Below are 18,892 nucleotides of genomic sequence, written 5' to 3' on the forward strand. Positions count from 1 at the left end.
AATGCCCCTGCGGCCGACAAATCCAGCCCAGCGCCTCAGCCTGCCGGACCGCCTCCTCAACCTCTTTGTCCGGATGGCGGGGGCGAGTCATTGCATGCTCCGAATATGGATTGCGTGTTTACAAATGTCAACATTCTGACTTGCACGACTTTTGCTTGTGCGACTCACATCAACAGCAAGCATGGGAAGCCGTCAACCAGTCGCGTGATGCTCTCCGGCATGGCGCATGTCCGCCGGATCTACCCTGCGTTGCCCCTCGCACGCCACAGCGCGGCGGAACTCTGGCCCGGAGCCGAGACGGCGGACGAGGCCGCGCTCGCGCAGTTCGCCCGGGAGCGCGGCACCACGCTCTATCACCCGGTCGGCACCTGCAAGATGGGGATAGACCCGATGGCGGTCACCGACCCGGAGCTCCGGGTCCGCGGCGTCGAGGGACTCAGGGTCGCGGATGCGTCGGTGATGCCTTACCTGACGACGGGGAACACGAACGCCCCGACGATCATGATCGCCGAGAAGGCGGCGGATCTGATCAGGGCAGAGGCGGGGTGAGTGGTGGACGGCACTGGCCAGGATGGGCGTCCGGAGGAGAAGCAGGGCGTGACGAACGGATCCGGATGTTTTGACTGTGGCGCCATGACGTCGGAAGGGACTGCCGCCGCGGTCGGATTGAAGAAGGGAAATGGCGAGATGCACTACGGGATTTTCATGCACGACTCCATGCAGTCATCCGAGTGATTCGAGGCAAGAAGGTACCCTTAGAATACGAATGTTTTCTTGTTCAAAAACTGAAAATACATCAAGAGCCTTTTCCATTATCAAGAAAACGACACCGACAAGACTTTTAACTGAGGAGTCAATTTTTCAAAACATTATAAGTCATCTAGGCCGTTCATCTTGCTGTAACTGCTGATCTCACTCGGATGCGTACCTAGCTCGTAACGTTCTTTGTCCCAAACAGCGTACAAAATCTCCGCGCCACCGTTCTCGTTATCGTTTAAAGCAAAATTGTACGTATCCAAAAATAATTGTTCGTAATATTTGGCGATCCTGTTCTCACATTCGTGAAAAGTGAAAAACAGCGTCGCCTCCTTCGGCCATTTACTCTTTATGTGACTGGCCACTCTGATGCTTGGGGGACCTTTACCAACATATTGACACTTCATTATATAAGTCTGGTGTTCATCACATTCATCATAGTCTGTCCATAAGTGATAGATTCCCATTCTCCCGTGCATAGGTTTTAAATATTTCGAAGAATTTAGATCGCCAATTTGATACTTCTCATCCGTCGGTATAATACTACAAAACCAACTATGATTGACAATATCGCTTGCAGAATCAGGACTATTAAGTTCATTCGTCGCAACTGTATCAAAAATTGAATAGTCAGGATTTTGGCACGGAAAATTTTGATCGATACAGTCTGACATTATCGCATTCCTCACCACACCACAGTGACGTAGAGATTATTTTCGCTTTAACCGATGACGCGATGCATATGCACAATACCGGAAACCCATTCTGCTCGCGCCAAGAGACGAAAACCAACGTGGCATGGAAACCTCGTCTCCAGACAATCAGCGCCCCTCCCAACCCCGTCGCATTCGAAGCGACCAGCCCTCAAATGTAGAATTAGATATCCTCGCTAATCTTTTGCAGGCAACAAGGCGAGGGCAGGGTTTTCCTCCAGCATCTGCATCTCTTCGTAAGTAAATCGCCCGAACCGATACGGTATACATCCCCGTGCAATCTCCACCTCCGTCCACGCATCTTTTATGCCGACAGCGCCGAACCCCTCACGCACGATTACGGTAGCCATTTCGCCTGGATTGCCCGAGAATCTAGGATCGCAAGGGATGATGACGGGGCCGGCATAACTTTCGATGTTTGCCGTCCTCAGAATTGTTATCGCTTCGTGACAGGCCATTGCCCTGTTGACGAGCGTCATGGCCTCATCGTGGGAGTAGACATGCACAGGCCGAATGGTTCGGACCTCCGAACCATGAAGGCTATAGTCGGCATGAAAGATCGCATTGCGGAAATCGCGGTTCCAAGCTTCCTGCATCGGCACCACGACATCGGGTAGGCCGGCTTCAGTCGCCTGTTCGGCTAACCGCTCGATCTTAATACTTGGCGACAACGGCGCGCCGTTAGGTCGAGGCGGAAACCGCTCCGACTCAAATCGGCCGCCGCAGGTTACGGCAATCAGATTTGCGAGAAACTCGTAAGGCTCAGACGCTTCCACAATGTGACCGTAGAGCCAGAGGGTTAAGTGCCGACCTACTTCCCCTTCCATTTTGCCATTGCGGAGAGACCTGATCGCCGCAATAGCCCCCTGTGTCGTTTCGTAAGGATCCCAACCAGCGTCCTGCATCCTTCGAACCGCAAAGATTGAAGAAAGGAAATTGAATTCACTTACTTCACGCGCGCGAACAAAAACAGGATCAATCGCGGTCAGGTACCTAGGCAACGCCTCTAAATATGAGGGATGAGAACTCTCGAAGATTACCTGTTCTCCGTCGATAATCTCGAGAGTCCAAATACCTGTCTCCGCACGCTTCAATGGCATGGCGTACTCCTGCGCGAAGCGGAAGGCTAAATCTTTTAGTCAAACATTTACGCTGATTCAACTTGTGAACAGTGTTTCATTTGGAACAAAATAAAAATAACTTGGCGGCGCCCTATGACGACTCCTCACCGAAGGGGTGCGAGGGTTTAAGACGAGAAGCGCCGCACCTCACCCCGTCACCGGCTCCTCAAGCGCCACCACCAACGCCTCCAGCGCCGCTCCCGTAAACCGCCACATATTGGCTTCCCGATCACCGTCCCCCGTCTCCAGCGTGAAGACCCGCGTCACCGGGCCCGAGAGCGCGATGCAGGTGTGGCCGGCGGCGTCGCCGTAGCGGTTGCCGCTCGGGCCGGAGGCGCCGGTCTCAGCGAGGCCCCAGGTCGTGTCCAAGCGCCGGCGCATGGTCTCGGCGAGGAGGGCGGCGTAGGGCTCGGAGGCGGAGCGCATGCCCGGATGTTGCTCGAAGTCGATCTCCGCCAGGATCTCGCGCGCCGTCTGGGTGTAGATCACGCCGCCGGCGACGAAATAGGCCGACGCCCCCGGGACCGCGAGGAGGGAGGCGGAGATCAGGCCGCCGGCGGAGGATTCGGCGACGGCGATGGTCTCGCCGCGCGCCTTCAGCAATTTTCCGGCGGCGTCCCCGAGCCTCCCGAGCGCGATCATCCCGGCGTCTCCCCTCACGCCACCTCGTGCCCGGCCAGCATCTCAAGCGCCTTGACCATCGCCGAATGATCCCAGGCCTTGCCGCCATGTGCCGCGCAGGCATTGAAGAGTTCCTGCGCCGTCGCCGTGTTCGGCAGGCTGAGGCCCATCTCGCGCGCGTTGGAGAGGGCGAGGTTCAGGTCCTTCTGGTGCAGCTCGATGCGGAAGCCCGGATCGAAGGTGCGCTTCACCATGCGCTCGCCGTGGATCTCGAGGATCTTGGAGGAGGCGAAGCCGCCCATCAGGGCCTCGCGCACCTTGGCCGGATCGGCGCCGGCCTTGGAGGCGAAGAGCAGGGCCTCGCCGACCGCCTCGATGTTCAGCGCGACGATGATCTGGTTGGCGACCTTGCAGGTCTGGCCGTCGCCGTTGCCGCCGACCAGCGTGATGTTCTTTCCCATCAGCTCGAACAGCGGCTTCACCCGCTTGAAGGCCTTCTCGGAGCCGCCGCACATGATGGTCAGGCTCGCCGCCTTGGCGCCGACCTCGCCGCCGGAGACCGGGGCGTCGATATAGTCGCAGCCGAGCTCGTTGATCTTGGTCGCGAATTCCTTGGTCGCGAGCGGCGAGATCGAGCTCATATCGACCACGGTCTTGCCGTCCGAGAGCGCCTCGGCGACGCCGTCCGCGCCGAACAGAACCTCTTCCACCTCGGGCGTATCCGGCACCATGATGAAGATGATGTCGGCTTGCTTCGCCACCGCGGCCGCGCTCGGGCAGGCGGTACCGCCGGCATCGACGAGGCTGCGCGGCACCTGGTTCCTGGTGTTGAGATAGACCTCGTGCCCCGCCGCGATCAGGTGTCCCGCCATTGGCGTGCCCATGATGCCGAGACCGATAAATCCGAGCTTGCTCATCTTCCTGCTTCCTCCCGTTGAGATCCTGCTTCCAGATTTTGGCCCATCCTGCCGCGCCTTGCCGGGCGCCGTCACCCAGAATTCCACCGACCGCCGACGTCGCCTCGACTCCAGCCGATCAAGCAGTGGCGACGGGCAGGGGCAAAATCATTCTTGAATTTGCGAATGACTTGCATTACGGGACCTCTCCTAAGTTTGTGCTCATGCCTCCGGCCGACGAGGAATTTCCCGGGCCGCTCTTGGCGGATGGCAGGGCACGGATCATTCCGGTGCGGGGGACGGCACCATTTCCGGCTGTTGGGGGACTACATGAAGAAAACACTCGCCGCAGGGCTGCTTGGGCTTCAGGCGATGGCATCTCCGGTGCTGGCTCAAAGTACTGAGACGAAGACCGCTGCGGCGGAAACCACAGCCGCGGAGACAAGCGCGCTGGAGACGATCACCGTCTTCGCCGAGGTCGAGCCTTATTTCGAGAAGGAGACCAGCACGGCGCTCAAGGCCGATGTGAACGAGGACAAGGTTCCGTTCACGACCAACGTGCTGAACAGCCAGGTGATCGAGGATCTGAAGGCGGACCGGCTGGAGAAGGTCTTCGAATATATTCCCGGCTTTTCGCGCAGCGGCACCAACGCCAACAGCTTTACCATCCGCGGCCAGTCCGCCGACCTGCAGAACCTCCAAGTCGACGGCCTCCCCGGCCTGACCAGCCGCTTCGGTTCGCCCACCACGGCGAATATCGAACGCGTCGAGGTGCAGAAGGGCCCGGCGTCCGTGCTCTACGGATGGATGGATCCGGGCGGGATGGTGAACATGATCACCAAGAAACCGCTGGAGGAGGAGATCCGCGAAGTCAGCGTTTCCGGGCAGGTCTTCCCGGAATATGGCGCGACCGGATATACCGGATCCGTCGACGTCACGGGCCGCGCCAACCAGTCCGGCACGGTGCTCTACCGCATGATCGCGGGCTACGAGAGCGAGGATTCCTTCCGCGACCATGTCGATGACGACCGGGCGATGTATCTGTTTCCGAGCCTCTCCTGGGTTCCGGACGACACCCGACGGCTCGACATCCAGTACGAATACACGAAGGAGGACCGCTCGGCCGATGACGGGCTGTTCGTGCTCAACAACGACATCAACCAGCGCGCCGATATCAGCACCTATTATCAGGAGCCGGGCGACACCGACAAGGACGAGGGACACGCCGTAAATGTCGCTTACAGCCAAGGCCTTAGCGACACGGTCGACCTCAATCTGAAATGGCGCAGCGTCTGGCACACGGACGAACGCGATCTCTACGAGAACAACTCCGTGCGCTCCGACGACACGCTCCGGCGGCGCAACCGCCACCAGTACAACGAGCGCGAATATCATTTCGCGGACGCCAACCTGAATATCGATCTCGACGCGGTCGCCAGGCAGCAGCTCGTCGTCGGCGTCAATGGCGGCTACGAGTACCGCCAGTACGACCGGCTGGCCTTCGGCGCCACCGGCGCGAACGTGGGCCTGATCGACCCGGTCTATACCGGCCAGGTCCTGGATTCCAATGCCGGCACCTTCCGCAAGTGGGATCTCTACAATATCGGCGCCTACGCCCAGGACCTGGTTTCGGTCACCGACAAGCTGAGCCTGCTGTTCGGCGCCCGGTACGATACCCAGACCGGGGATTACAATCTGCGCGACGCGGACGGTACCAGCACGCAGGACGAGTCGGCGACCGTGCACAATACCTCCTTCAACGGCGGCATCACCTACCAGGTCCACCCGGTGGCGGCGGTCTATGCAAGCGTGGCGCAATCCTTCAATCCGCAGGCGATCCCGACATTCGATGCCAGCGGCCAGCAGCTCGATCCGGAAGAAGGCATCCAGTACGAGGCCGGTGTGAAATTCAGCTTCCTCGACGACAGGCTGAACGCCAACCTGGCGGTCTACGACCTGACCAAGGAGAACATCTCGGAGACCGTCGACGGCGCCCGTGCCCTCGTCGGAACCATCGAGAGCCAGGGGGCCGAGGTCTCGCTGCAATACCAGCCGTCCTTCAACTGGCAGTTCCAGGCCGCCTACGCCTATACCGAGGCGGAGGTCGCCGAGACCACCAACGACGACGCGCTCGGCAACGTGCCGGGCTTCGTGCCGCGCCATTCCGCCTCTCTGCTCGCCCGCTACAACCATCCCGATGAAGTGCTCGGCGGTCTCGTCGGAATGGGCCTCGGTTGGCGCTTCCAGTCCTCGCGCTATACCGATGAGGAAACCTCGAAGCGGGTGAAGCTGCCGAGCTATCACGTGGCGGATGTCAATTTCTACTACGAGCTGGACAGCCTGAAGCTCTCCCTCGCCCTGGAGAACATCTTCGACGAGACCTATTTCATCGGCGGGACGAACGACACGGAGATCTATGCCGGCGACCCTCGGAAAATCTCCCTGAAGGCGAAATACGTCTTCTAGGCGGCGGAGATGAGAGGCTTTCTTCCTGCGCTCATCCCGCTCCTCGCGAGCCTTCTGATCAGCGGCCCCGTGCGGGCCGCTGATTCCTATCCGGTTACCGTCACCGACCTAATGGACCGGCAGGTGACCATCCGGAACACGCCCGAACGAGTCATCCTTGGGTCCGGGCGCACCATTTACGCGCTGGACGTTCTTTTCGACGATGACCTCTTCGACCGGATCATCGCCTGGCGCCAGGATCTTATCCGCAACGACGACGATACCTATCGCTCCTATCTGGAACATTTCCCGGAGGTCGCCGATCTGCCGGAGGTCGGACTGATCACCCGCGGCGAGTTCGATGTCGAGAATGCGATCCAGCTCGGCGGCGACCTACTGATCCTCGACACCGACCATTTTTCGGTCGCCCAACAGAGCGGCCTGCTGGAGACGCTGGCGGCAGCCGGCACAGAGACGATCTTCATCGACTTTCGGAACGATCCCCTGGCGCACACCCCGCGGTCGCTCGCGCTTCTCGGCAAGGTGTTCGACCGTCCGGAACCGGCGGGCGCGTTCAATGTCTTCTACCAGAAGAACCACGATATGATCCGCGAGGTCACGGCAGGCCTCGCAACGCGCAAGACCGTTTTCATCGAGCGCGCCGCCGGCATACGCGGCCTGGACGAATGCTGCCGAACCTGGGGGCGGACAAATCTAGGCCTGATGGCGGAGGCTGCCGGCCTCGTCAATATCGGCAGCCGGTTGCTGCCCGGCGCCAGTGGGATCGTCAACATGGAGAAGGTCCTGATCGAGGACCCCGACCTCTATGTCTTCAGCGCCGCCAACTGGGGCGCGCACCGTCCCAACGCGATGAACGTCCCGCTCGGCTACGGCATTACCGAGGAGGATGCCCAGAAGGCCTTCCCGCCGTTGCTCTCACGACCAGGCTTCGCCGTCCTCAACGCGACGCGGAATGGAGAGATCTACGCGCTCTTTCACCAATTGATGTATTCGCCCTTCAACATCATCGCAGCGCTCTATCTCGCCAAATGGGCCTATCCGGACGCCTATCCCTCGCTCGATCCGGCACAAGAGTTCGCCTATTTGCACGAGCACTTTCTGACTGCCGAATTCAGCGGTAGCTTCGGGCTCCGCTTCCGGCCTTCGGAGGAGTAATGACAGACACCGTGCTCCCGGAAGCGGAGAGCCTCAGATCCGCCTATTTCAAGAGCAGACGGCGCAAACTTCTGTGCCTCGCCCTGCTTTCCGTTCTTATGTCTCTCTGCTTCGTCGCCGATATTCTCATCGGCTCGCAGGGCCTCGGACTGGACGCGTTCCTTAAAGGGTTGCTCGGCACGGAAATATCACGCGAGAGCGTCATCGTGTGGCAAATCCGCATGCCGGGCGCGGTGATGGCGTTGCTGATCGGCATGGCGCTTGCCATGTCGGGCGTGCAGATGCAGACGGTTCTGAACAACCCGCTTGCCGACCCCTTCACGCTGGGGCTCTCCTCCGCCGCCGGGTTCGGCGCGGCGATGGCGATCGTGCTGGACAAGAGCATCGTCAGTATTCTGCCGGTCCCCTCCGAATGGTTCGTCGCGGCCAACGCCTTTCTCTTCTCGCTCGCCACAGTGTTCCTGATCAGCACCGCCAGCCGTGTGCGAGACCTGACCCCGGAGACCGTCACCCTGCTCGGCATCGCCGTCATGTTCGCCTTCAACGCCTTGCTGACGCTCATGCAATACATGGCATCGGCGGACCAACTGCAGGAGCTCATCTTCTGGATGATGGGTTCGCTCGCGAAAGCCTCCTGGAACACGATCCTGATCCTTGCCGTGATCCTGCTACTCATCGCCCCTCTGCTGCTCCGCAATGCCTGGCAGCTGACGGCGATCCAGGCACATGAGCAGATGGCACAGGTACGCGGGGTCTCGACCGAGCGGTTGCGCCTCTCGATCCTGATCCTCGTTTCCTTCCTGACCGCCATCTCGGTCGCCTTCGTCGGCACGATCGGCTTCATCGGCCTCGTCGCGCCACATACCGCTCGGCTGCTGATCGGCGAGGAGCAGCGTTGGCTGATGCCGGCCACCCTGCTGGTCGGCGCGATCTTCATGAGCGCGACCTCGCTGATCTCCAAGGCGGCAATCCCCGGCGTCATCCTGCCGATCGGAGTCATCACCGCCCTGATCGGGATTCCGTTCTTCCTGGCGCTGGTCATGGCGCGCCAGCCGCGACGGTCCTGATGCAGGCGGTCACGTCAATCTCCAGCGTCGGCGCCGAGAACCTGAGCCTCTCGATCGGCCGACGCACGATCTTGCACGGTATCGATCTGCCACCCGTGCATCGCGGCGAGGTGCTCGCCATCGTCGGCCCGAACGGTGCCGGCAAGAGCAGTCTGATGCATTGTCTCTGTGGTCTGGCCAAGTTCGACGGTCGCCTGTTGTTCGACGGCGTCCCGGTTCCGGCACCGGCCCGCGAGCGCCGTGCCTGGGCGCCCCATATCGGCTATGTCCCGCAAAATACAGGCATCCGCGCCAAGATCAGTGTGATGGAGCTGCTGCTTTCCGCCCAGAAGAGCCACACCCGCTCGGTTGCGGTCCACAAGAAGGAACTGGAGCGGGCGGAACGAGTCCTGGAACGGCTCGACATCATGCATCTCGGGCAGCGCCTGTGCCCGACCCTCTCGGGCGGGCAGATGCAGATGGTCGCTCTCGCGCAGGCTCTGGTGTTGTCACCCACACTCCTACTGCTCGACGAACCCACGTCGGCCCTCGACCTTCGTCATCAGTCGCAATCCTTGAAGCTGATCCGGAACTATGTCCGCAAAATCGACGAGGGCGGCACCCCCCGGGCGATGGCCCTGGTCATCCTACACGACCTAAATCTCGCGCTCCGCTATGCTGACAGAGTCCTGGTGATCGATGATGGGCGCGTCTCGGCACATGGCGCTTTGCCGGAAACACTGTCGCTGGACGTGGTGCAACGGACCTTCGGCGTCGAGGGCGAGTTCGTGCAGGATAGCCGAGGCGAGCAGGTTCTGGTGGCTTACTAGCAAGCCACCTCACTCCGTCATCCCGAATTCCGAGGCGATGAGTTCGTAGCTCCTGCGCCGCGCCTCTTCGTCATAGGCCCAGGTCACCACCGCGACCTCCTCGATCCGCAGCCTTTCGGCGAGCGCGCGGATCTTCTCCGCGACCTGCGCCCCGGTCCCGACCATCGCCTTCGCCCGCAACTCGTCCATCCGCACGATCTCGGTCTCGGAATAACTCGCGCCCTCAGCCCTCTCGGGGCTTTCCAGCGGGGTGAAACGGCCGCGGTCGCGGTAGAGCTGCCAGCGGGCGCGGGAGCTGTAATGGTGCTGCGCCTCCTCTTCCGTTTCCGCAGCGAGGGCCCAGACGCAGATCCCCGCGTTCGGCTCCGGGAAACGTTCGGACGGCTGGTAGCGGTCGCGGTAAATCTGGATCGCCTCCGGTCCACCCTGCCCGTCGGTGAAGAACCAGGCGAAGCTGTAGGGCAGGCCGAAATGGGCCGCGACCTGCGCGCCGTAGAGCGAGCTGCCGAGCATCCAGACCTCCGGCGAGGTCTCGCCGCGGGGCCTGGCGGTGACAGGGGCGAAGGGATGGTCCTCTGGCAGCGGGGTGCCGGAGACCCAGGCCATCAGCTCCTGCACGTCGTTCGGAAACTGGGCAGGGCGTTCGGCCGCCATCGGGTTGAGCGCGAGCGAGGTCCGGCCGTCGGAGCCTGGGGCGCGTCCAAGGCCGAGATCGATGCGGCCGGGCGCCAGCGCCTCCAGGATGCGAAACTGCTCGGCGACCTTGAGCGGCGCGTAATGCGGCAGCATCACCCCGGCCGAGCCGATGCGGATCCGCTCCGTCTTCATCGCGATGGCGGCAAGCAGCATTTCCGGCGCGGAGCCGACGATGGTCGGGTGGGAATGATGCTCGGAAACCCAGAAGCGGTGATAGCCGAGCCGTTCGCAATGCTCCGCCATGGCGACGGTCTTCAGGATCGCCTCGCCTTCCGGCTGGCCGGCGCAGGCGACGGACTGGTCGAGAACGGAGAGGCGCAGCATGGGGTTCCTCCTCGGGGACGGCGACATTTTTGCGGATCAGCATAGAGGAAACCGCGCCCGCGCGATCTGTGCCGATCCGCCATGACTCTCTTTTCCTCGGCGGGAGTCCGCGCATTCCTCTGGCAACCGGACGTTTGCCCGCCTAGGCTTTCCGGAACCGGCTCTCCCCCGCACTGCGGGGGCGGACCCAAACAAGGCGGGATCACCCGCGACAAGGACTATGAGCGAAACGCCAGAGACCGAAATCGTCACGCCGAAGGCGCGCAAACGCTGGGGCCGTGCGCTGCTCCGCATCGCGCTGCTTGCCGCGATCGCCTGGGGGGCTTGGGAAGCCGGGTCCTGGTGGTATGCGAAGACCGGGCGGTACGTCACCACCGAGAACGCCTATGTGAAGGCGCCGATTATTGCGGTCAGCCCGCCGATCGACGGCCGCGCGGTCGAGGTTCTGGTCGGCGACAACCAGCCCGTCACGCAAGGCGAGTTGCTGTTCCGCATCGATCCCGCGCCCTACCAGGCCCAGCTCCGGATGGCGGAGGCAAGGCGCGCGACGGTGATCAACGAACTGCTCGCGACCAAGGCCGAGCTCGGCCAGCTCAGCGCCGAGATGGCGGAGATCGGCCCCCGGGTGAAATTCTTCGCCAAGGAGGTCGAGCGCCAGCAACGGCTGGTGAAGAGCTATGCCGGGACCGAGGCGAAGCTCGACGAGATGCAGATGGAGCGGGACATGGCCGAGCAACGCCTCCGCTCTCTCCGGGAAAAGCGCCAGGTGGTGATCGCCAAGCTCGGCGGCCTGCCGGACCGGCGGCTGGAAACCCACCCGCGGGTGCTTGAAGTGGATGCGGAGATCGAGCGGGTGAAGCTCGATCTCGCCTATACCGAGATCCACGCGCCGGTCAGCGGCATCGTCACACGGATGAAGCTGCAGGCGGGCGAATGGGTCGAGGCGGACAGCCCGACCTTCGGCATCATCGGCACCGGCCTCGTCTGGATCGAGGCGAACCTGAAGGAAACCCAGCTCGGCGCGATCACCCTCGGCCAGCCGGTCGAGGTCCGGGTCGACGCCTACCCGGATGCGGTCTGGGAGGGAAAAATCGAGAGCCTCAGCCCGGCGACCGGCGCCGAATTCTCCGCCCTGCCGCCGCAGAACGCCTCCGGCAACTGGGTGAAGGTGGTGCAGCGTCTGCCGGTGCGCATCGCCGTCGAGCAACCGGAAGGCAAGCCGCAACTCCGGGCCGGCATGAGCGCCGTCATCTCGGTCGATACCGGCCGGGTACGCGATCTCGGCAATACGTTGTCGGAGCTGACCGGCAAATGGATCGGCAAGGCCCGGGCGGATTAGGCGCCGTAGTGCCGGCGCGTCCTGCCGCGGCGGATGGTGACGAAAAGTGCAACGGCGGCACCGACGAGCGCATAGACCGCCAGCGCCCGGATCCCGAACTGCACCACTCCGTCGGATGCCGCGCCCTGCCAGATCGAGAGCATGGCGGTGAAGAAAGTGACCAGGGCCAGCATCGCGCCCACCGCAAGCAGGACCATGCCGGGAACATCCGTTTTTCTCGCCTGTCGCATTGCAGCCTCTTCGTTAACCAATTCACATTCGCACGGCGGGCACGAGGCCACAACGCGGTTCAGTCGGATTTGCGGATTTTCACGAAGACGAGCACCGGCAGGGTCGCGAAGCAGGTGAGCGCGTAGAACCAGAAGCAGTTGGTGAAACCGGTCAGGGCCGATTGCCGCCAGGCCTCGTTCGCGATCAGGCCCAGACTGTCGAGCCACTGCACCGCGCCGCCGCCGATCACCTCGGGGAATTTCAGCCGCTCGTCGAACGGGCTCACATGCTCCACCATCTCGGCGTAGCGGACCTTGGTCATCCTCACCAGGAGAAAGACGCTGGCGGCGACATAGAGGCTGGTCCCCATATTGCGGATCAGGTGGAAGAGCGAGGAGGCCTCGGGCAGCAGAGCGCGGTCCAGCGTCGAGAAGCTCACCATGGAGAGCGGCACCCACATCAGCCCGCAGCCGATCCCTTGAAGGATACTCGGCCAGGAGAGGTCCCAGAAATCCATGTTGAGGTCGTAGAGACTCATCATCCAGCCGCTGGTCCCGATCGCCACGGTGCCGAGCACCAGACCGATGCGCGGATCCAGCTTCCCCATGCGCGCCGCCGCGTAGAAACCGATGATCATGCCGACGCCGCGCATGGCCAGCACGAGCCCGATCAGCGTGTCCGGATAACCGCGATAGGCCTGCAGCAGTTGCGGCAGCAGCACCAGCGGCGTGAAATTCACCGAGCCGTAGACGAAGACGAGAAACAGCCCGACGACGTAGTTCCGGTTCTTCAGCAGCGAGGGCCGGATGAAGGGCCGCTCGACGCAGGCGCTGTTGGCGATGAACATGGCGAAGGCGGCGCACATCACGATCACCAGGGTGACGATGGTGCCGGATTGTAGCCAGTCCTCCCGCTCGCCCCGGTCGAGCACCAGCTGCAGCGCAACGATGGCGACGGAGAAGAGCAGGAAGCCGAGATAGTCGAAACGCGGCAGCGCCGCCTTGCCGCCCTCGCGGATCCACCGCATCACGCCGGCCAGCGCGAGAAGGCTGAAGGGCACGATCATCAGAAAGACGAAGCGCCAGCCGAACTCCTCCGCAAGCCAGCCGCCGATCGACGGACCCACGGCCGGGCCGATGACCACGGACATGCCGAGATAGCCATTCGCCTTGCCGTATTCCTCCTTCGGCCAGACCTGCAGCACGATCGCCTGGCTGAGCGGCACCACCGGTGCGCCGAATCCGCCCTGCAGGATGCGGAAGAACAGCACTGCCTCCAAGGAGGTCGCCATGGCGCAGGCGAGCGAGGCAAGCGTGAAGCCCAAAAGGCAGATGACCAGCAAGCGGCGCTGGCCAACCCAGGCGACCAGCGAGCCGGTCAGCGGTGTCACCACCGCCGTCGCCACCACGTTCAGCGTCACCACCCAGGAGATCTCTTCGGTGGTCGCCGAGAAGGCCCCCTGCATCTGCGGCAGGGCGACATTCACGATGGTCAGGGTCAGGGCATAGAGCATGCAGGCGCAGGCCATGGTGACCAGCACCAGCATCTTGTAGGCGCCGTCTGCCTGCGTTTCCTCCGTCGCCGTGATGGCGGACATGGAATGCTCCTCCCCGTGCCGCTCTATGAGGCGGCTTCGTGCCAGGTACCAGCCTAGACGAAATGAGCCATGCGAAGCGAGACGATCTGTCCCCGCATGCGTGGGGCCGGCCGGCTCCGTCCGTGCGGTTCTGTATCGCGAGCGCGTTCCGGCAGAAGAGCAGCGCCGCACGTCCGAGCCGGAAACCTGAAGTTCAGTTCAGAAAACACTTTCAGAGTATTCCGGATTTGATAGTTTAGGATGTGGACTCCGGCAGTGAAGAGCGCTTGGGGGATCGTGAACCGGCAAACAGAGACAGCCTTCTGTTTTTCCAATGCCCCGATTTCACGGTCATGCGCTTCAAAGTTTCGTATCCGATTGGATACGGGAGGAGGCTGATTTGGAGCAGAGCCAAAGCAACGTCCACCACAGAAACGATACTGTTGAGCAGGTCATTCTGGTTGTCGACGACGAGCCGGAAATCTGCGACTACGTGGAAACCGTTGCCGAGGAGATGGGTATCGCGGCTGTCACCTCGGTAACCGCGAAACAGTTCATGCAACTCTACGGGACAACCCGGCCCGCCGGGATCGTCATGGATATCGTCATGCCGGACATGGACGGTATCGAACTTGTGCAATGGCTCGGCGAGCAGGGGCACGGCATTCCGGTTCTCCTGATGAGCGGATACACCCCGACCTATGCCGATTCCCTGGTGGATATCGCGAAAGGCTGCGGCGTCAGAATTTCCGGACGGCTGACGAAGCCGTTCGCTATCGACGACCTCGAAGCAGCTCTGACCGCGCTCGTGCGGCCTCAGGTATCCGACGCGCAACCGGGAACCGGCGCTTCGGACACGTAACCCTAGATTTCCCGGTCGCGGCGCGGATTGTCACGACCGCGCCGACGGTTGGGAAGTACCGTCAGATGCCCGCGGCCTTGCTGCTCGCGATATAGACCTCGCGCAGGCGCCGGGCGACCGGGCCGGGCGTGCCCTCTCCGATTTTCGCGCCGTCGATTTCGATCACCGGGTTCACGAAGCTGGTGGCCGACGTCGAGAAGGCTTCCTTCGCGGCCTTTGCCTCGGCCACGGTGAAGGGCCGCTCCTCGATTTTGAGCTGCAGCTCCCCGGCGCATTTCAGCACCGCCTTGCGGGTTATGCCGTGCAGGATGTCGGACGAGAGGTCGCGGGTGACGATGGTGCCGTCTTCCGTGACGATATACGCGTTGTTGGAGGAGCCCTCGGTGATCTCGCCGTCCAGCACCATCCAGGCATCGTCCGCGCCGGAATCGTGCGCCTGGTTCTTCACCAGGGAGGCGTAGAGCAGCTGCACGGTCTTGATATCGCAGCGGCGCCAGCGCAGGTCGTCGACGAGGATGATCTTCTGGCCGCGCTCGGCGAGCGCGCTGTTGATGAGCGACTTCTTCTGGGTGAACAGCAGCAAGGTCGGCTTCACGTCCGGGCCCGGGAACAGGAAATCCCTGTCGGCGGCACCGCGGGAGATCTGCAGATAGATCAGCCCCTCCTCGATCCCGTTCAGTTCGACCAGCTTGCGGTGGATCTCAAGCAGTTCCTCGTCGCTCGCCGGCGACGGCATCTTCAGCTCGTCCAGCGAGCGGCGCAGGCGCGTCATGTGACCGTCGTAATCGATCAGCTTGCCGTCGAGCACGGAGGTCACCTCGTAGACGGCATCGCCGAACAGGGAGCCGCGGTCGAAGATCGAGATCGAAGCCTCGTTTTCGAGGACGTAGCTGCCGTTGACAAAGACTGTGCGCATTCTTTCAGACTCGCGAAACTGGGTGGCTGGCCGAACGGCCGTTTTCGGATGGCGCCGGCCGCGTCATGGTGCCGACGAGCCGATCATAGGCGCGGGTCCGCCCCTGATGCCAGCCCCCATTTTGCGGCGCAACGGGCTCGGCGCACGAACTCAGTCGAGCGTGCGGCGAATTCCGGAGATGCAGGCCTCAAGCCGCTCCGACAGACGGTTGGCGAGATCACGCCGCGCGGGGCCGAGGGCGAGAAAGATCTGCTGCTGGTTCGCGACGACCCGGCTCTGCATGAGGGTAAGCCTGGTCTCGCGTTTTTTCCGGCGTTGTTCGGGGGAACCGGCCGCATTTTCGTCCGCGGCGAGCAGACGGGTTCGTGTTTCCTCTGCCGTACCGACGGCACTCTGCCACGCTCTGGCCACGTCCGCTTCCTGCTCTTCGGTAAGAGCCGCGCCGGCAATCTCCAGCCGGCAGTTGGCAGGGAGCGGCATCCCGGCATCTGCGACCGCCGCGTTCATGACAAACAGCGCCGCTAGAAAGAGGCCACGGGCGCTCATCGGTCAGCGGTTGGCCCGGAACGCACGATGGCAATCCTTGCAGGTTTGCGCGAGATGGCCGAAAGCCGCTTCAGGTGGCATCGCAGCGAGCATTTCAGCGCTCGGTCCGGTGCCGGACATCATGCCAGTCCGGCCCATCATATGTCCGGCCCGCTCGTTCTCCGCCGCAGCGCCCAGAGCATCCGCATATTCGGAGAGCCTCCGCGCCAGGATCGAAAAACGCTCCCAATCGTCCCAGATTGCGGGCGTCGCCTCGGAAGGTCCGTCGATGCTGTCTTTGGGGAAGAGCCCGGTGAGCTTTTCACCGCCATGCGCCGAGATTTTCGCTGCCGCATTGCGCACCGCATCCGCATCGTAGCCCGTCGCGCCACGCAACATGCCCGCAAGCGATTTCATCGCGGCTCCTATGGCCTCCATCGCCTCCATCCGCTCTTTCACCACGCCGCTCGCTCCGCTATGCGCGGCGGCGAGGCCAGCAGCGAGTGAAAGAACCAGCGCGAAAATCCACGCACCGACCAAGAGTTTCATGCTGTCCGCTCTCCCGCCTGTCTCAAACAGACGAACAGCCTAAACCTTCCGGTTACCGGAAGCTCAACGCCGAATGGGTATACCCCCCCAACTCCGGCGCATGCGCGCGTCAGCCTTTGCGCCGGTCCACGGCGACCGGAACATTCTCCTTGCGGAGGTCCACTTCCGGCGTCGAGGTGCGGATGATCCGCTTGATGGCGGAATTGAGACCGCCCAGCTCTTCCTGCAGGGACGAGGAGAGTTCGGCGAGGTTCTTCGAGAAGTTGTCGAGCTGGTCGATACTCTGGGTGACATCCACCATACGCCGCGTCACCTCCTGCGAACCGGCACTGGACTGCGCCGCGCCCTCCGCGATCTCGTTGACCGCCGCCGCCTGTTCGTCCACCGCGCTCTCGATTGCTCCGGCGGATGCGGAGATCTTCTCGATCGCCCCCGCAATCTCGCCGATCGCCGCGACGGCATCGGTTGCGATGCCCTGAATCCCGGCGATCTGATCGGTGATATTCGCCGCCGAGCTCTGGGTCTGGTTGGCGAGATTCTTCACTTCGGAAGCCACCACCGCGAATCCCTTGCCGGCATCGCCGGCACGGGCCGCCTCGATCGTGGCGTTCAGGGCCAGCAGGTTCGTCTGCTCCGCGATATCACTGATCAACGTGCTGACCGTGCCGACCTCGGACGCGGCCTCCTGCAGGCGGGTCACGACGGCGTTGGTCTTCTCGGCGACTTCCTGCGCCCCCTGAGCCGCGCGTTTCGCATCCTCGACCTGCGCCACCACATCTGCCAGCGAGGCATTTATCTGGCTGGCGAACTCGGAGACCGAAGCGGCATTGCTGGTCGCTTCCTCGGCCGCGCTGGCGACGGCCTGCGCGTTCTCGGAGACATTGGAGCTGATCCCGGACAGCGCGCCGGCATCGCTCGACAGACGCTCGCCCTCAGATGCGATGCCGTCGACCCGGTCCTGCAATTCCCCCTCGACCGCGTCCGCCATCCGGCGCAGCGACTGGGTCCGCTCTTCCGTCGCCTTGAGTTCGGCGTCGCGTTGCTCCGCCTCGAGCCTGGCCCTGTCCTCCATCTGCTTTTTGAAGACCACGAGCGCCCGCGCCATATCGCCGAGATCGTCCTGACGCTTGTCTTCCGGCAGACTGACACTCTCGTCGCCTTTTGAAAGACGGGACAGCGCATCGACGATCTTGCTGATGCGCGACGAGATCGGAAGCGCGCGCCAGAGACCGAAGCTGATGAAGATCAGCACGATGACCCCGTTCACCAGAACGATCCTGTAGATTTCCCGCTCGGCGAGGGCCAGTTGGTGCTGTGTCTCGGCCCGGATCTCTTCGGCGATATGATCCTCGACCTGTTTGAAAAGATTGAGGCGCTTGGTCGCGGTCGCGAACCAGTCGGACCCCGCGAGCCCCTTCGGGTCGACCGTATCGGGAAGCTGCGCGATGATCGCCCGGCCGTCCGCGACGGCCGCTTCCGCCGCCGGTGTCATCGTCGATGCGAAGACCTCGCGGAGCGCGGGCGATGCCGACTGCCTGAAATGCGCGAGCGCGTTCCTCTCGCCGACCAGACGGCCGAAATAGATCTCATATTGCTTTCGGTCGAACTCGCCCTGAGCGGCCCGGTTGAGCAGCGCGGCCCCGATCGCCCGCTCGAGGCCGCCATTCTCCTTCGCCTCGATCATCGCGACATAGGGGAGCATCAGCGCCGTGATCTCCTGCGACGGGCTGTGCTCCGTGCTCAGAACCGTCAGCGTGATCAGGTCGTCGATAATGCCGGTGTAATACCCGACATTCTCCGGCACTTTGAGCGCTGCGCCGTCGGCTCGGCTGCGATGATCCTCAAGCCGCGCGAGCGCGGTATCGACATCCTTCAGCAACCGTGCGGTATCGTCGTAAGACGCGTCGACGGCGATCACGTCTGCCTTGAATTCGGCCTCGCGCTCGCGGAATTGCTCCAAGGCTGGATCTGTCAGCTGCCGCTGCGCCGCGACGGCCTTGGCGTTCTTTTCGGCGAACCCGCTGGTGATCAGACCGACCGTCAGTCCGCGCTCTTTCTGCAACTCGTGGATCAGTCCGCTGGCGGCGATCGAAAGCTCGGTAAGAGGGGCCAGTCTTTCCAGTTTTGCAGTGCGGTCCAGCTGCGTGATGATCGCGCTCGCTGCGAGGGAGAGAATTGCAAAATGTGGCAATACCACAAGAAAAATCAGCTCTTTACGCAACGAGATCCGCATAACCCTACCTTTTGGAGCGCCGCACAAAACAAATGCAGGTTATGGGAGTTTATATGCA

18 protein-coding genes are annotated in these 18,892 nt (G+C 62.4%); 7 read left to right on the forward strand and 11 right to left on the reverse strand.

Annotated elements, in window-relative coordinates:
- Positions 1-207: 207 nt before the first annotated feature.
- A complete protein-coding gene (locus NUH88_RS07835; RefSeq protein WP_372743563.1) occupies positions 208-549 on the forward strand; it encodes a GMC oxidoreductase in 342 nt (113 codons plus the stop codon).
- Between the two features lie 320 nt (positions 550-869).
- Here the strand turns inward: NUH88_RS07835 and NUH88_RS07840 are convergent, their stop codons facing one another.
- From NUH88_RS07840 to glxR, 4 genes are all read right to left on the reverse strand, one after another.
- Positions 870-1,430 (reverse strand): hypothetical protein, encoded by a 561-nt coding sequence (locus tag NUH88_RS07840; protein ID WP_257771192.1) that lies wholly within the window; start codon positions 1,428-1,430, stop codon positions 870-872.
- Positions 1,431-1,645: 215 nt separating this feature from the next.
- The gene (locus tag NUH88_RS07845) at positions 1,646-2,569 is read right to left on the reverse strand and encodes a hypothetical protein (protein ID WP_257771194.1); all 924 of its coding nucleotides are present in this window, start codon (positions 2,567-2,569) and stop codon (positions 1,646-1,648) included.
- 168 nt (positions 2,570-2,737) lie between these two features.
- Complete coding sequence (locus tag NUH88_RS07850) at positions 2,738-3,232, reverse strand: CinA family protein (protein ID WP_257771196.1); 495 nt, start codon at positions 3,230-3,232, stop codon at positions 2,738-2,740.
- A 14-nt stretch (positions 3,233-3,246) separates the two neighbouring features.
- Positions 3,247-4,128, reverse strand: a complete 882-nt coding sequence (glxR, locus tag NUH88_RS07855) for a 2-hydroxy-3-oxopropionate reductase (protein ID WP_257771197.1) — start codon at positions 4,126-4,128, stop codon at positions 3,247-3,249.
- 309 nt (positions 4,129-4,437) lie between these two features.
- On the opposite strand from glxR, the gene NUH88_RS07860 reads away from it, so the two are divergent.
- Genes NUH88_RS07860 through NUH88_RS07875 form a run of 4 tightly spaced genes read left to right on the forward strand, consistent with a single transcriptional unit; the run spans position 4,438 to position 9,604 of the window.
- Positions 4,438-6,573, forward strand: a complete 2,136-nt coding sequence (locus NUH88_RS07860) for a TonB-dependent siderophore receptor (protein WP_257771199.1) — start codon at positions 4,438-4,440, stop codon at positions 6,571-6,573.
- 9 nt (positions 6,574-6,582) lie between these two features.
- Positions 6,583-7,728 carry a TroA family protein gene (locus tag NUH88_RS07865; RefSeq protein ID WP_257771201.1) on the forward strand — a complete coding sequence of 382 codons (1,146 nt, stop codon included), beginning with the start codon at positions 6,583-6,585 and terminating at the stop codon, positions 7,726-7,728.
- Positions 7,728-8,795: a FecCD family ABC transporter permease gene (locus NUH88_RS07870; RefSeq protein WP_257771203.1), complete on the forward strand. Its 1,068-nt coding sequence runs from the start codon at positions 7,728-7,730 to the stop codon at positions 8,793-8,795. The genes NUH88_RS07865 and NUH88_RS07870 overlap by 1 nt, the downstream gene beginning before the upstream one ends.
- Positions 8,795-9,604 carry an ABC transporter ATP-binding protein gene (locus NUH88_RS07875; RefSeq protein WP_257771205.1) on the forward strand — a complete coding sequence of 270 codons (810 nt, stop codon included), beginning with the start codon at positions 8,795-8,797 and terminating at the stop codon, positions 9,602-9,604. Before NUH88_RS07870 ends, NUH88_RS07875 begins: the two co-directional genes overlap by 1 nt.
- A gap of 9 nt (positions 9,605-9,613) precedes the next feature.
- Here NUH88_RS07875 and NUH88_RS07880 read toward each other — a convergent pair whose 3' ends face one another.
- Positions 9,614-10,624, reverse strand: a complete 1,011-nt coding sequence (locus NUH88_RS07880; protein WP_257771207.1) for an LLM class flavin-dependent oxidoreductase — start codon at positions 10,622-10,624, stop codon at positions 9,614-9,616.
- 220 nt (positions 10,625-10,844) lie between these two features.
- Here NUH88_RS07880 and NUH88_RS07885 point away from each other — a divergent pair, with 220 nt between their 5' ends.
- Positions 10,845-11,963 carry an HlyD family secretion protein gene (locus NUH88_RS07885; RefSeq protein ID WP_257771209.1) on the forward strand — a complete coding sequence of 373 codons (1,119 nt, stop codon included), beginning with the start codon at positions 10,845-10,847 and terminating at the stop codon, positions 11,961-11,963.
- Here the strand turns inward: NUH88_RS07885 and NUH88_RS07890 are convergent.
- Positions 11,960-12,193, reverse strand: coding sequence for a hypothetical protein (locus NUH88_RS07890; protein ID WP_257771210.1), 234 nt, complete (start codon positions 12,191-12,193; stop codon positions 11,960-11,962). The two genes, NUH88_RS07885 and NUH88_RS07890, sit on opposite strands and share 4 nt — an antisense overlap.
- 59 nt (positions 12,194-12,252) lie before the next feature.
- Positions 12,253-13,770 carry a DHA2 family efflux MFS transporter permease subunit gene (locus NUH88_RS07895; RefSeq protein WP_257771212.1) on the reverse strand — a complete coding sequence of 506 codons (1,518 nt, stop codon included), beginning with the start codon at positions 13,768-13,770 and terminating at the stop codon, positions 12,253-12,255.
- Between the two features lie 379 nt (positions 13,771-14,149).
- Between NUH88_RS07895 and NUH88_RS07900 the strand changes: the two genes are divergently transcribed.
- The gene (locus tag NUH88_RS07900; RefSeq protein ID WP_257771213.1) at positions 14,150-14,611 is read left to right on the forward strand and encodes a response regulator; all 462 of its coding nucleotides are present in this window, start codon (positions 14,150-14,152) and stop codon (positions 14,609-14,611) included.
- A 61-nt stretch (positions 14,612-14,672) separates the two neighbouring features.
- Here NUH88_RS07900 and NUH88_RS07905 read toward each other — a convergent pair whose 3' ends face one another.
- The 4 genes from NUH88_RS07905 to NUH88_RS07920 form a co-directional block, all read right to left on the reverse strand.
- Positions 14,673-15,527 carry a D-amino-acid transaminase gene (locus NUH88_RS07905; protein ID WP_257771214.1) on the reverse strand — a complete coding sequence of 285 codons (855 nt, stop codon included), beginning with the start codon at positions 15,525-15,527 and terminating at the stop codon, positions 14,673-14,675.
- A 150-nt stretch (positions 15,528-15,677) separates the two neighbouring features.
- Positions 15,678-16,034: a hypothetical protein gene (locus NUH88_RS07910; protein WP_257771215.1), complete on the reverse strand. Its 357-nt coding sequence runs from the start codon at positions 16,032-16,034 to the stop codon at positions 15,678-15,680.
- Between the two features lie 42 nt (positions 16,035-16,076).
- Positions 16,077-16,601: a c-type cytochrome gene (locus NUH88_RS07915; RefSeq protein WP_257771216.1), complete on the reverse strand. Its 525-nt coding sequence runs from the start codon at positions 16,599-16,601 to the stop codon at positions 16,077-16,079.
- A gap of 109 nt (positions 16,602-16,710) precedes the next feature.
- On the reverse strand, positions 16,711-18,834 hold the full coding sequence (locus NUH88_RS07920) for a methyl-accepting chemotaxis protein (RefSeq protein ID WP_257771217.1): 2,124 nt from the start codon (positions 18,832-18,834) through the stop codon (positions 16,711-16,713).
- Positions 18,835-18,892 lie beyond the last annotated feature (58 nt).

Origin of the sequence: Nisaea acidiphila, from assembly GCF_024662015.1 — a bacterium.
Taxonomy (GTDB): Bacteria; Pseudomonadota; Alphaproteobacteria; order Thalassobaculales; family Thalassobaculaceae; genus Nisaea; species Nisaea acidiphila.